11 protein-coding genes and 1 pseudogene are annotated in these 13,821 nt (G+C 59.1%); 10 read left to right on the top strand and 2 right to left on the bottom strand.

Annotation, left to right across the window (positions count from 1 at the left end; all coding sequences use genetic code 11):
- On the top strand, positions 1 to 3,389 hold a 3,389-nt coding region (locus BFP90_RS22555), incomplete at its 5' end, for a non-ribosomal peptide synthetase (protein ID WP_065898017.1).
- Positions 3,389 to 5,032 (top strand): cyclic peptide export ABC transporter, encoded by a 1,644-nt coding sequence (locus BFP90_RS22550; RefSeq protein ID WP_065892698.1) that lies wholly within the window; start codon positions 3,389 to 3,391, stop codon positions 5,030 to 5,032. The genes BFP90_RS22555 and BFP90_RS22550, both read left to right, overlap by 1 nt.
- Before the next feature lie 14 nt (positions 5,033 to 5,046).
- On the opposite strand, the gene fhuF is transcribed toward BFP90_RS22550, so the two are convergent.
- A complete protein-coding gene (gene fhuF / locus BFP90_RS22545; protein WP_065898011.1) occupies positions 5,047 to 5,772 on the bottom strand; it encodes a siderophore-iron reductase FhuF in 726 nt (241 codons plus the stop codon).
- Between the two features lie 298 nt (positions 5,773 to 6,070).
- On the opposite strand from fhuF, the gene BFP90_RS22540 reads away from it, so the two are divergent.
- A complete protein-coding gene (locus BFP90_RS22540; RefSeq protein ID WP_065892700.1) occupies positions 6,071 to 6,286 on the top strand; it encodes an MbtH family protein in 216 nt (71 codons plus the stop codon).
- A gap of 166 nt (positions 6,287 to 6,452) precedes the next feature.
- Positions 6,453 to 7,868, top strand: coding sequence for a diaminobutyrate--2-oxoglutarate transaminase (locus BFP90_RS22535; RefSeq protein ID WP_083203312.1), 1,416 nt, complete (start codon positions 6,453 to 6,455; stop codon positions 7,866 to 7,868).
- Positions 7,869 to 8,246: 378 nt separating this feature from the next.
- Here BFP90_RS22535 and BFP90_RS27755 read toward each other — a convergent pair.
- Positions 8,247 to 8,399, bottom strand: a pseudogene (locus tag BFP90_RS27755) (IS3 family transposase); the annotation flags it as partial.
- Positions 8,400 to 8,600: 201 nt separating this feature from the next.
- Between BFP90_RS27755 and BFP90_RS28570 the strand changes: the two are divergent.
- From BFP90_RS28570 to BFP90_RS22505, 6 genes are read left to right on the top strand one after another with little or no spacing between them, the layout of a single operon-like run.
- A complete protein-coding gene (locus BFP90_RS28570; RefSeq protein WP_128876559.1) occupies positions 8,601 to 8,840 on the top strand; it encodes a hypothetical protein in 240 nt (79 codons plus the stop codon).
- A 2-nt stretch (positions 8,841 to 8,842) separates the two neighbouring features.
- Positions 8,843 to 9,829, top strand: a complete 987-nt coding sequence (locus tag BFP90_RS22525) for an ABC transporter ATP-binding protein (protein ID WP_065892701.1) — start codon at positions 8,843 to 8,845, stop codon at positions 9,827 to 9,829.
- A 36-nt stretch (positions 9,830 to 9,865) separates the two neighbouring features.
- Positions 9,866 to 10,909 (top strand): ABC transporter permease, encoded by a 1,044-nt coding sequence (locus tag BFP90_RS22520; RefSeq protein ID WP_065892702.1) that lies wholly within the window; start codon positions 9,866 to 9,868, stop codon positions 10,907 to 10,909.
- Complete coding sequence (locus tag BFP90_RS22515; RefSeq protein ID WP_065892703.1) at positions 10,909 to 11,841, top strand: lantibiotic dehydratase C-terminal domain-containing protein; 933 nt, start codon at positions 10,909 to 10,911, stop codon at positions 11,839 to 11,841. The genes BFP90_RS22520 and BFP90_RS22515 overlap by 1 nt, the downstream gene beginning before the upstream one ends.
- On the top strand, positions 11,828 to 13,174 hold the full coding sequence (locus BFP90_RS22510) for a YcaO-like family protein (RefSeq protein ID WP_163001654.1): 1,347 nt from the start codon (positions 11,828 to 11,830) through the stop codon (positions 13,172 to 13,174). The genes BFP90_RS22515 and BFP90_RS22510 overlap by 14 nt, the downstream gene beginning before the upstream one ends.
- 10 nt (positions 13,175 to 13,184) lie before the next feature.
- Positions 13,185 to 13,814 carry a hypothetical protein gene (locus BFP90_RS22505; protein WP_065892705.1) on the top strand — a complete coding sequence of 210 codons (630 nt, stop codon included), beginning with the start codon at positions 13,185 to 13,187 and terminating at the stop codon, positions 13,812 to 13,814.
- The last annotated feature ends 7 nt before the right edge of the window (positions 13,815 to 13,821 follow it).

Raw genomic sequence — 13,821 nt, 5'->3', positions numbered from 1 at the left:
TGCGCCGTGAGTTGCTGGGGCAGGGCGCGGCACTGGAGGCCGAGCCGATGCAGTACAGCGACTACGCCGAGTGGATCGCCGGCCTGCAACTGGACGAGGACGCCGAGCAGGGCGTGCAGTTCTGGCGCAACCTGGCCCTGCAGGAGGTGCCGGGGCTGCGCCTGATCGAACGCTATGGCATGGCCAGCGGTGCCCGTGGCTGCGTGCAGCAGGCGCTCGAACCTGCACTGTGCAGTGCCGTGCAGGCACTGGCCGGGGGCGAGGGGTTGGCCATCGAGCCTCTCGCCCTGGCAGCCTGGGGCGCCTTGCTCGGCCGCCTGAACGGTCAGCGTCATGCGCAGTTGGGCCTGCAGCACGACCCGCGTGACGACTATGAGGAACTGCAGGGCGCCTACGGGCTGTTCGAGCAAACGCTGCCCATGCAGGTGCATTTGTCCGAGCATGCCAGTTGGGTCAACCTGGCCCGGCAACTGGCCCGGCAACTGGAAAGCGCCGTGCTCTGGCAGGAGTACCTCGGCCAGGCCGAGCTGCTGCCGGAGTGGCGCGCCAGCTACCAGGCCGGGCTGCGCGTGCAACATCTGGCCGAGGTACAGGCTTTGCAGGCCTTGTCCTTCGACACTCCGGTGGAACTGCAACTGCACTGGCTGCTGGATGAGTCCGGCCAGGGCCAGTTGGCGCTGGTGTACGACACCGGGTTGTATCGCCGTGAGCAGATGCAGCTCTTGCTGCGCCGTTACGTGCGTTGGATCGGCCAACTGCTGCAGGCGCCGCAAGCGCCGCTGGACGGCCTGGATGCCTTGCTGACGGAGGAGGCGCAGCCCACAGTGACTGGCGAGGAACTGACGGCGGATGTCGATATCGTCGAGCAATTCCGTACCCATGCGCGCCACCAGCCGCACAGCCCGGCGCTGCGCGATGGCCGGCAGCTGTTGTCCTATGCCGACGTGGATGAGCTGAGCGAACGGGTGGCCGGTAGCTTGCAGCAGGCCGGCGCTGGCCCTGACCAGGTGGTGGCGCTGCTGCTGCCGCGTGGCGCGCAGATGCTGGTCGCCATGCTGGCCTGCTTCAAGGCGGGCGCGGCCTATCTGCCGCTGGACCCGGCGCTGCCACCGCTGCGCCTGGCCAGCATTCTCGAGGATGCCAAGCCTGCTGTTGTGCTGCACCTGGATGAGTCGAGCCTGGTCTGCGACGTGCCCAGCCTGGCCTGGTCGAAGGCCAGCAGCGCTGCACCACTCGCTGCGCCGGTGACCAGCGCGCCGCAGCACCTGGCCTATGTGCTCTACACCTCGGGCACCAGCGGCAAGCCCAAGGGCGTGCAGATCGAGCAGGGGCAGCTACGCCACTACGCGAGCCAGATCACTCACGCGCTGGATCTGCCGGCAGGTGCTCACTACGGGCTGGTGTCGTCGCTGCTCGCCGACCTGGGCAATACCGTGCTGTACCCGGCCTGGTTGCAGGGCGGCTGCGTGCACCTGCTGAGCCAGGCCAGCGTCACCGATGCGCAGGCCTTCGCCGAGGAACTGCGCGAGCATCCGCTGGATGTGCTGAAGATCGTTCCATCGCACCTTGAGGCATTGATCGGCGAGCATCCGCCGGAGGGTGTACTGCCGCGTCAGGTGCTGGTGCTTGGCGGCGAAGCGGTGGGCGAGAGCCTGCTGGCGCGGCTGGCACAGGCAGGGTCTGGTTGCCGCCTGTACAACCACTACGGGCCGAGCGAAACCACGGTCGGCGTGCTCTGGCGGGCCATCGACAGCGAGCAGGGGGTAAGCGGCACGGCCTTGAACCAGGTGCTCGGCAACAACCGCATCTATCTGCTCGACGAACAACAGCGCGCCGTGCCTTCCGGGCAGGCGGGCGAGTTGTACGTGGCCGGTGCCAGCGTCGGCCGCGGCTACCTGGGGGATGTCGGCAGTTCGGCATTCGGCCAAGACCTGCGGTCCGGCGCGCGCCTGTATCGCACCGGTGATCTGGCGTTGCGCCAGGCCGATGGCGCCTTGCGCATTCTCGGGCGCAATGATCAGCAGGTGAAGATTCGCGGTTTTCGTCTGGAGTTGGCGGAGGTCGAACAGGCGTTGCGCGGCCTGCCGGGTGTGCAACAGGCGGCGGTGCTGCTTGATGGTGAGCGCCTGTTGGCCTTCGTCGTGGAGGAGCCAGGGCAGGGCAGGGCCGCGAACCTGCTGCGCGACGATCTGGCCCGACAACTGCCGGACTACATGCTGCCCGCCGGCATCTTCGCCCTGAAAGCCCTGCCGCTGAACAGCAATGGCAAGCTCGATCGCCAGGCGCTACTGGAGCGTGCCCGGCAGCGCCTGCAAGGTGCGCAGGTGGCCCCGGTCGGCGAACTGGAAAGCGCCGTGCTGGAAATCTGGTGCCGCGTGCTGGGTGTCGAGGATCTCGGCGTGACCGACAACTTCTTCGCCACGGGCGGGCATTCCCTGGCGGCGATCAAGGTGGTGGCACTGATTCGCGAGCAACTGGGGCGCAATCCGCCAACTAATCTGCTGTTCGAACGGCAGACCGTGCGCGAACTGGTGCAGAGCCTTGATCAGGACGCGAGTAGCGAGGGCTGGCAGGTGCTGAACGATGTGGCCGGTGAGGCGCCTGCCTTGCTCCTGGTCCATGGCGCGGAGGGCCACCTGAAAGACTACCGACCGTTGGTGGAGCACCTTGGCGAAACCCAGGCCGTTTATGGCCTGGCGGCATTTGACGAGGGGTGGGAAAGCAAGGATCTGGGCAGCCTGCTGCAGCGCTATGTGCAGAGCATTCCCGAGTCGCTCAAGCAGCGGCCGCTGGTGGTGCTGGGCTGGTGCCTGGCTTCGCGCCTGGCGCTGCTGTTGATTGCGCACCTGCAATCAGCCGGCTTCACCGTCAAGGCCTTGGCCACGGTGGATCATGATCCGCAGCGCAGCCTTGCAGGCGACGGCGACGAGGGTGGCCAGTTGCTCGCCGACCTGGTGTTCCTGTGTCGCACCCGTTCGCGGCCGCTTGGCGATACGTTGCGCGAGCGTCTGGCCCGGCAACTGGCCGATTGCGATTATGCCGAGGGCGTGACCCGCATGCTGGCCGACGCCGAGGTGCGTGAGCATCTGCAATCCCACGGCGCTGATGCCGAGTTGCACGCCGTGATGGTGCGCTACCGGGCGATCAAGACGCGCCTGTACGAACAGGCCTTACCGGTGGTCGATGTGCCCATCTGGTTGTGGCGCAGCAATGCCCACGGTGATCTGCGTACACCCTGGCAGGCGCACACGCGCAAGGCGCTGCATTATCGCAGCCTGGATGTCGGCCATCATGCGATTGTTGCCGAGCCGCGCCTGAGCACGGATCTGTTGTCCTTGCTGGCGCCAAGCATTGCGCCGCAACACCCAGCCGAGAAGGTGTCGAACTGATGATGTTATTGAAAGAACTGCTGCATGATGCGCGCTGGCGCATTTTCCTGGCGGTGCTGTGCAGTGCCTTGAGTGCGGCCAGCAGCATTGGCCTGATCGGCTATATCAACCGCAGCCTGGAGCAGGGGCTGGATGACCTGAGCCAGGCGCTGGCGCTGTTCGCCGGCCTGCTGTTGCTGCTGTTCGTCAGCGGCACCCTGGCCCAGTGGCTGCTGGTGCAGATTGGCCATCGCCTGGTCTATCAGTTGCGCCTGCGCCTGGTGGGCAAGGTGCTGGGCACCGCCCTGGAGCGCATCGAGCGACTGGGCAGCTCGCGCATTTTCAACGCGCTGACCAAGGACGTGACCACCGTGGCCACGGCCTTCAAGCAATTGCCGATCTCGCTGTACAACGGCTTGCTGCTGCTGGTTGGCCTGGCTTACATGGCCTGGCTGAGCCTGCCCTTTTTCGCCCTGACCCTGGTGGTGATCGCCTTCGGCGTGCTGCTCGACGTGCTGCTCGGGCGCAAGGTCAAGCGCCTGATGCAGCAGGTGCGACAGCAAGACGACCGGTTGACCGAGCAGTTCGAGGCGACTATCAACGGCCGCTGCGAACTGGCCTTGAGCCGGGAGCGTCGGCAGATGTTGTACAACCAGCGCCTGGAGCCGATCGCGCAGGCCTCGCTGCAGGCCTCGGTACGCGCCGATACCCTGTGGGCGATCAACCTGAACTGGACGTCGCTGCTGGTGTTCGTGCTGATCGGTACGCTGTTCTTCCTCGGTCAGGGCCTCGGGCTGCTGAGCCAGGAGGTGGTGGTGGGCTACGTGTTGGCGATCATGTTCCTGCGTACACCGATCTCGATGATCCTCGATGCCGTCCCGGCGGTGATCCGCGGCCATGTGGCCTTGCAGGCCATCGATGACCTGGCCCTGGGCGAGACGGTGCACTTCACCATGCCGCCCAAGGCCGCCGAGCCTTTCCGTGAGTTGCGCCTGAGCAACGTGCAATACCGCTACCCCGGGCAGAGCGACGAATTCGCCTTCCAACTGGGCCCCATCGATCTGCACGTTCGCCGTGGCGAACTGATCTTTATCGTTGGCGGCAATGGCAGCGGCAAGTCGACCCTGGCCAAATTGCTGACCGGGCTCTACCAGCCCAGCGAGGGTACGGTCGCGCTCAATGGCGTGACGCTGGATGTCTCGAACAGCGAGTGGCACCGCGAGCATTTCGCGGCGATCTTCGCCGACTTCTATCTGTTCGCCGATGTGCTCGGTGAGAACGGCCAGCTCGATGGTCTGGAGGAGCGGGTCGATCACTATCTGCAACGCCTGGGGCTGGCGCACAAGGTGCAGTTCGTCGATGGACGCCTGTCCACAACGGCCCTTTCACAGGGGCAGCGCAAGCGCCTGGCCCTGCTGTTGCTGATGATGGAGGGTCGCGAGGTGCTGCTGCTCGACGAATGGGCGGCGGACCAGGATCCGGTGTTCCGCCATGTGTTCTACCACGAGCTGCTGCCCGAGTTGCAGGCGGCCGGGAAAACGGTCATCGCCATCACCCACGATGACCGCTACTTCGACGTGGCCGATCGCATCTACCGGCTTGATTACGGCCAGTTGGTGGACTATGACCACAGCAGCGAGAACCCTTTCCAGTTGGTCAGGTAGCCGCTTGGAGCGGCTTATTCGGGTGTTTTGTCGCGGTCGAGTGGGCAACTGCTGCAATAGCCGATGCCGGGCAGGCGGTAGCGAATGCAGCAAATACGGCGTAACCGCTGCGGCTCGTCAGCGCCGACGTCCTTGTAGTACACCGGGGCGAACAGCGGGTTGCGCCGGCCGTCGGGGCGCAGGCGGCTTTCCAGCACGGTTCTGGCCGGGGCTGCGCAATCGGACGTTGCCAATCGATGCAGTTCGACTTGGGTAGTGGCGAATTCGAAGAGGTTGCCGGCGTTGCTCCAGAACAGTCGTGGCGAGGCTTTCGAGACGCTGGCCATTACCTCGATCACCGGTTTCAGATGCCGCTCGATCAAGGCGTCGAAGCGCGCGAAGGGCGTGCAGGGTGGCAGAACGCTGCCTTCATGGGGCAGGTGCAGGCCAAGCGGCTTTCCCGCTGCCGAGAGGGTGACGCCGACATCGCTCAGGGCGATAGGCAACTCGCGCTGCAAGAGCAAGCTGGCCGCCACGGCGGGTGCTATGAAGCAGAAATACCATTTCGACCAGATAGAGGTCAGCGCCATAAAATCGTTGCTGCCATGGCGGGCTGCCAGTTCACCAATGAACTCGGCGAAATAGTCCCGCTGAAACAGTTGCGAGCCGGCAATTGCCGGCTGTTGATCACTGGCCAGTTGCAGGTTTTCCCCATAGTCCGCCAGCGGGCCGCTGAACAGCGGGGCGAGGCTGGCGATCATCCTCGCGGCCCAGTGTCACCGTCAGGCGGCATTGCGCAATACGTGTTCAGGGAGGCTGTGGGTCGAGGCATAGTCAGTCGCTTGCTGTTGAGACTCGTTATCACTGGTGGCGATCAGTATAAACAAACCGGGGGCATGCAGGCGAACTCTGTCTGTGGCAGCAGGGGTCTGTGACAGCAGGGCGTGTAAACGCGTCACGCCAATACCTAATGATAATTGTTATTAACTGTATTATCCTACGGCCGCTCGTATGCAAAGCCTACGAGCACTCGCACCTTCAGTGGAAACGGAGTGGAACATGAGTCTGGACAGTCCTGACACGCGATTTTTGGTTGTAGTCAACGACGAGGAGCAGTATTCCCTCTGGCCGGATTACAAGGCAATACCGCAAGGCTGGCGCGCGGCCGGCAAGCAGGGCAGCAAGGAAGAGTGCCTGGCCTATATCGAGTCGGCCTGGACTGACATGCGGCCTTTGAGCTTGCGTCAAGCCATGCAGCCCCAGGATCGCGGCTGATGCCTTGCGCATCCATTGAGCGGGTCATGGCCTTGCAGGTGACGTTGCCCGGTAGCCGATAGCAGCAACCTGGAGCCGCCTGAGTTGGCTGGTCGTTCGCTGCATGAGGCACGTGCCGGCAGCGTCGTCAGATAACGCGCTATCCGCGCGACACGAGGATGCACTGATGAATGCAATCACCCCGATCACCAACACCACGCTCGAACTCCAGCACCGGCACAGCGGGCTAAGCCAGCGCTACTGCCTGGACAGCACGCCGGCATTGCAGCGGCAAATGCAGCGCGAGTCGAATGCGCGCAGCTACCCACGGCGCATACCGCTGGAGCTCAAGCGGGCGCAGGGCGTGTATGTTGAGGATTCGCGGGGGCAGGTGTACATCGATTGCCTGGCCGGTGCCGGTACCCTGGCGCTGGGGCACAATCACCCGGTGATCATGGAAGCGATCCAGAAGACCCTGGCCTCGGGCATACCGCTGCATGCCCTCGATCTGACCACGCCGATCAAGGATGCCTTCGTAGAGACAGTCTTCGATCTGCTGCCTGGCGACTTCGCCAGGGATGCGCGCATCCAGTTCTGTGGCCCCACGGGTGCGGACGCAGTGGAGGCGGCGCTCAAGCTGTCGCGCACGGCAACCGGGCGGCAGAGCATCCTGGCGTTCCATGGCGCCTATCACGGCATGACCCTCGGCACGCTGTCTGTGAGCGGCAACCTGGGGCCGAAGAATGCCCTGGGTGGGCTGCTGGCGGGGGTGCAATTCTTGCCGTATCCACATGACTACCGTTGCCCGTTCGGCCTGCGCGGCGAGCAGGCGATCGACGCCAGCCTGCATTACATCCGCCACCTGCTCGCCGACCCGGAAAGCGGCGTGACCCAGCCGGCGGCCATGATCCTGGAAACGGTGCAGGGCGAGGGCGGGGTGATTTGCGCCCCTGATCGCTGGCTGCAGGGGCTGCGGGCGATCACGCGTGAGCACGATATTCCCCTGATCCTCGACGAGATCCAATGCGGTATCGGGCGCACCGGCGATCTGTTTGCCTTTGAGCGCAGCGCCATCACCCCTGATGTGGTGACACTGTCGAAGGCCATCGGCGGTGGTCTGCCGCTGTCGGTGGTGGTCTACCGGGGCGAGCTGGATCAATGGCAACCCGGGGCCCATGCCGGCACTTTCCGAGGTAATCAACTGGCCATGGCCGCCGGCGATGCCACCTTGCGCTTCATTCAGCGCGAAGGCCTCTGCAGCCATGTGCGCAACGTCGGAGCACGCTTGCAGACGCTGCTGCACGGGCTGCAGGTCGAGTTCGATTGGATCGGCGACGTGCGCGGCCGTGGTCTGATGCTGGGCATGGAAATCATCGACCCTGCCAGCCAGGATCCCCTGGGCCAGCCCGCTACCGATGGCGAGCGGGCGCGCAAGCTACAACGTGCTTGCCTGGAGCGTGGCCTGATCGTCGAGCTGGGCGGCCGGCACGGCGCAACCGTTCGCTTCCTGCCGCCGCTGATCATCAGCGAAGCGGAGGTCGATCTAGTTGGGCAAATTCTCTACCAGGCGGCGCAGAACGTGGGGGTCGCCGCCGCGAGCTGATGCAGGTAGGCCGCATGGTTAACCCATTCGCTTTTAAAGTCCTCCCCTGACGAATCAATGCCCCATGTATAGCTCTTCCCAATAACGTAAATCGGTGTCCAGTTTTTCGGGTGGTTTCTTGACTTCCACACTTCAAAAAAGCGGTCGGAACCCAAGAAATCCTCAACGACATAGAACAATGCAAAGAATTTCCTGTAGTGACTGTGTTCCGCATAACCTTTTTAAATGTCAGCGTAGTATCGTTTGTGGACTGCCGAGAAGGGGAGGTCGATCCGATGACTGATGGAACTCCGCCTAGGCAGAATCACGAATATTAGAACTGTATGTGCAGACTCATTCTTATGCCATAGGCATGGGGGATGCGGAAACATGGACTGGTTATGCCGCTAAGCGCAGATTTTCACGATACTCAATGGGACTGAGCGCGCCGAGCGAAATCTTTATACGTTTTTCCTTGTACCAGCGAATGTATGAATACAAGGCCTGAATGTACTGCTTGATGCTCGTTGACTGCCGGTTGCGAGGATTGAACCGCTACGTTTTCAATCAGCGCCGACACACTGCCTCCTGTCGGCATTGGTTAATGTATGTTTTTCCGAATTCTGCGGGTCTCTCGATGAGAATCCTTATCATTTGCTCGGTTTGTTGTTAGCGCCTATTGCTTGTGGTGCTAAAAAACCCTAACTTGCCCATCGTGATATCAATATGCGATTGTAAATAAGGATTTTTACCATGAGTTCACTTCAGCAACTGATTGCTCCTTCGCACCGTTTCGACCTCCAATTAAGCCCCGCTAACAGCTATGACGAAATCGAGCTGTTTGTCGAAGAGTTGTCGGATTCGCTGCATTTTGCCAGTGACTGTGCTTCCAGTATTGGTAGCGCCAGCACTACCGGTGGTTGTGCGGGTGGCTGTGTTTCGTCAGCTTCTACTGCAGGTACCTTGTCCTGCATTATCAGTACTGGCAGTTAACTATGCTTCACGAGGCGTTGCTTAAGCCTCTGATACCTTGGCTGAAAACAACTCAATCTGGATACCTGACGGTGTCCGGGCTTAGTCAGTCTTATGCCAAGGTAGAAGTGCTCAAGGATATCAATTTCTCCTTACATCCCGGAGATATTGTGGGTCTGGTCGGTCCCAATGGGGCGGGCAAAACGACCTTGATAGAAACCATACTTGGCTTGTTGCCGTTTGCGTTTGGTCATATCACGTTGTTAGGCGTGGATATCCGAAAGGGATTGTCTACGCAGGTTAAGCAGCGAATTGGTGTGGCGCCCCAATCGTTTACGCTGCCTGCCAATTTGAATGTCGCTGAGATAGTCGACATGTATCAAGTGGTCTATAAGAATGCTCGATCTGCAAAGCAACTTATACAGCAGGTAGGATTGACAGAGCAAAGTAAGGTTCGTTTTGGTCGGTTATCAGGTGGGCAGAAGCGGCGTTTAGCGTTGGCGCTGTCGCTGATTGGTGAGCCTGATGTCATGTTTCTTGATGAGCCGACCGGCGATATCGATCCTCAAGGTCGCCGCTTTATCTGGGATATTATTTTAGAGCAGGAACGCCAAGCCCAGCGTGCCGTGCTTATTGCGACTCACCAGATGGAAGAAGTGGAAGCGCTATGCAATCGTGTGATTATTCTTGATAAGGGGCTCATCCTTGAAGATGATCGCCCCCAAGCGTTGATCGCCAAGTACTGCCCTGACCACTGCATTAACTTTATTACGCCTGCCGGTCTGACTGATGCATTGTTATGTGCCATTCCGCAGGTTGAAATTCGTACTATCGCTGAAGACCCGTATCATTGTTCCGTACGCCTGAAAACACGTAATGTCAGTAGCGATTTATTGCACGTTGCGAATCTTGAAAAAAGCCACCCTGGAATAATCATCCAGCTTCAGATTGCGAAGAGCACCCTCGAAGATGTGTTCATTCAACTGACAGGAAAAGCCCTGCGCGACTGAATCCAGCACGAGTATCGAGGTATTAAGGATGATGCCATGAAGTCTGTTTTAACCGTTTACGCCCGATTGTCCCTGTCTGCCTTCAAAGAGTATTCGCGCGACCTGCTGCCCCTGGTTTTTTCTTTTGCCCTGCCTATGTTTTTTATTATTACCCTGGGCAACAGTTCGGGAACACCTGACAGCGCCAGTAGTATCAAAGTGCTCGTCGTTGGCAATGAAGGCGCCGCCAATCGGGCGTTCAGTGCATTGACTGAGCAGCCGTTGTTTTCGGTAAGGCGAGTTGCGAGCGCTGATCCTGACCTTGTCATCCAGCAACAGCAAGCCACTCTGGTCATCGCTCCAAGCGGTCAACCCAATCCGCCACTGGCGCTCTACAGTACGCGGCAGGGGCAAAGTCTAGCGCCGCTGATTGACAAGCTGCTTGCTGCGCCCGCGGCCGCCACTACCTCTCTGCAACCTCGACTGGTTGCCGAAAACGGATTTGATTATTTCAAGTTCCTGTTCCCCGCCACTGTGGCGTTATCCCTGCTTCAAGTTTCTTTGTTCGGTACAGCGGCACCCATCATTGCGGCACGGGAAAAAGGCATTTATCGGCACTTTGCGGTAGTGCCTATGCCGCGACTGGCGTTATTGATCTCTCAACTCAGCGTGCGCCTGGTCATCGCCATTCTACAAGTTATGTTATTGGTAATCGTCGGGTGTTTGTTTTTTCGAGTGCGCATCGAACAGCCGGTAGCCTTTGGCTTCGTATTGCTGCTGGGTAGCGCAACGCTCGTCACTTACGGTTATGCAATTGCCGGCATCTTCAGTTCATTAAACCTTGCGAATGGTTTTTTATTATTATTGAATTTCTATTGCATGAGTTTTGGCCAGTTGTTCAACGATATTAGTCAGGGGCAGTGGAGTTGGTTGATTCCGACGACACCGGTGGGGCTACTCTCGGACGCGTTGCGGCAAGTGATGTCCGGGCTGGAGGGCGTCTATTCGCTTTCAACCAGTATTCTCGGATTGATTGCCTACCTGATGGTTTCGGCATTTATTGGCGTTAAGTTTTTCCGTTTCAGTCCCAAGGTGAAGTGATGGAAGCAGTTCAGTTGTCGGGTGCACTCAAGCCATTGGAATGGCACTATTACAAGATTTACGTTGGAGGGAACCATGATGCGCTCGATTTTGTTATAACGGACTGTCTGGCGAGTGCGCTGACTCTTGTAGAAAGTGGCAACTGGTTTTATTTACGCTACTTCGATGAAGGAGGCCTGCATTTGCGTTTGCGTGTGCACCTCCACGGCGGTGAGGGCAGTGCACAAGAGCGAGAGTTTTATCATCAGTTGCATGATGGACTTTCGTTGCTTTCCCAGCGCGTCCCCTCGACGTATGTGCCACTGGTGTCTTTCGATGGTTATTCCGTTTTATCGTCCGGAGAAGATTCTTCGATCTATTGCTGCCGCGATCGATATATTGCGGAGTTGGATGTTTTTGGCGGCGAACACGGCATGCCTATTGCCGAAGAAGTTTTCTGCCTATCCAGCGATATTGCCCGTGAAGTATTGCTGCGCGAGTCTCAGGCTGAACTGAGCCGCAAAGACTCTGTCCTGCCTTTTTTTGTAGAGACACTGCAGATGTTTTTGTCTGAGGATGCCTGTGCCGAGTTTTTAGAGCGTTATTCAACCTTCTGGCTTTCCGGCAATCCGGACATCGGTAATTACAAGTCGGCTTTTATCGATAAGGCAAATGCAATGTTGGATGCAAACGAGGCAATTGTCCCGCCAACGCAATCCCAACATCCTTCTATGGCAACACTGATTACGCGTTGGCATAAAGCTATGCGCAATGCGAGGGAGCGCTACAAAAAAGAGTGTCCGCTCTATACCCCGATGCTCGCCGATACGCTGGCCTTTTATTTCGCTCATTTAATGAATAACCGTTTGGGGTTCACCACGTTGGATGAATCTTATCTGGCGATTTTGCTGGCCAAGACTTACGAGCGTGGATTGCACCATGCATCCGCATAATTTTGCGGTTAGCAAAGACCTGGTGGACAAGTACCCTTTTCTGTCGCTATTGGCCCCAGCGGGAGGAGTGGTCAGGTCGGTGCAGACACATTCTTCTCAAGAAATGCACGTACCTCGTTTTCATTCGTTTATTGCGCATTTGGGTAATCTGAATCTGGCTTTTCCCCATGTTTCGGACTACCACGGCAATCGCTCTGGCCGAGTAGAAATGGCCGGGTGCGGGGCCGACGAACGTCCGGAGCTTGCAATGGTTCGTGCTGTCGCCGAAGCAGCAGAACGTTATTCGATGAGCGTCTTCAACAAAGACGACATTGTCACGGCAAGCTTTGCAGAGGTGGGGTCACAAGGCTTGAGTTACGAGAGCATTGCGTGTGGCTCTGCTGCCGAGTACGCGGACCCGCTCAGCCCTTTGAAGCGAATTGACCCGCACGCTCCTGTGCGTTGGGTCTACGGTTATTCGCCGTTGGAAAACCGGCGTAAGCTGGTGCCGCTGATCATGACGCACTTGTTTATACGCCCTTGGCCAAGTGAGCACTTTTGGTTACCCATCTCAACCGGTGTCGCTGCGCATACTGACTTTGCCCAAGCGGCGGTGGCGGCTATCTGCGAAGTCATCGAGCGTGACGCCATCGCCTTGACGTGGTTGCTTCGGCCTACGTTGCCCCGTATCTGGCTGGACGAACCGGCCCCGGCAGAGCATGCGGAAAAGTTCTATCGACTGCGCGAAAGCGGTCTTGAGCAGATGTTCTTCGATGCCACTTCAGAGCTGGGTATTCCTACGGTGTATGGCTTGCAGCTTAAGGAAGGCGATCCGCAAGCGGCGCAATTTATCAATTGCACCACCGGCTTTAATCGGTGGGATGGTTGCGCAAAGTTGATCCGCGAAAGTGCCATGGGGCGCTCGATATTAGCACTGTCGTTACCCATACCCGATGACATGCGTGACTTTGTTGAACTGGAACATGGCGCAATTTACATGGGGCGCGCGGAGCAGCGCCCAGCCTTTGATTTTCTGACGGGCTCTAACGTGGTGATGCCGATCTCCCGGATGAGTCAGCCGAACGTTGTCACGCCGCGCGAACAATTGCGCTACCTGTTGGAGCGCTTGGATGCAGCGGGCATGGAAGTGGTGTTGGTTGACCTGACTACCGATGAATTGCGCGACGCAGGGCTAAGGGTAATTCGCGCTGTAATCCCTGCGCTGATGCCAATGTCCGCTACTTACCGGGCAAGGTATCTGGGTCACCCTCGGATTTTGCAGGCTCAGGCCAGGCAAGCCGAACAATCGGGACGCGCAGTCGAGATCAACCCCTACCCACAACCGTTTGCCTGAGGAACCTGCCATGTTAGTCATCCATCAAGGCGGGTTTGGTCTTGCCGTTGCCCAGGCATTGTTAGAGCGTTGCGTCAGCGGTCGTTCGCTGAGTATCGACGATGCGCTTTCCCACCGCTGGGAAGATGAGAGGAAAGACACATTCGTCGCCTTGGCATTGGGCAGTCTGCATCCCAGTCGAACACGCCGCCTCGCACAGGTGCTTTGGGAGCGGAAACTGACGCATTCGGTCGTGATGCTATCGGATCAAAATCTACTGATCGGACCACTGGTGGCGCCTCCTGATGGGCCATGCTTGCGCTGCGCGATGGCCCGCAGTCTGAGTATGTTCGATACCCCACAGAACGCCAGGCTCGAGAGCAATCGCCAGCTTTACATGGAACACACAGGCACCGCGCAAATACCCGGTTACTTACCCAGCCAGGTGCAAATGGCTGCCGTGAAACTGCTGCAACATGCAGGCGCGGCCCCCGAGCATAGAGGGCGACTGACGGTTATCAGCCTTAATGGCAGCTGGTCGGTGCACACCCGCATAACGGCGTTGCATGGCTGTACTTGTCGTGGCAACACGCTGGTCAGTGTGGCAGAGCGCTGGACTGCGCAATTGGAACGTGACATCGAGGTCGCGCGGCAGATATGAGCGAATG

The organism is Pseudomonas sp. 24 E 13, assembly GCF_900004715.1.
Lineage (GTDB): Bacteria > Pseudomonadota > Gammaproteobacteria > Pseudomonadales > Pseudomonadaceae > Aquipseudomonas > Aquipseudomonas orientalis_A.
Note: the sequence above shows the minus strand (reverse complement) of the source record. Positions and strands in the feature narration are given on the sequence as shown.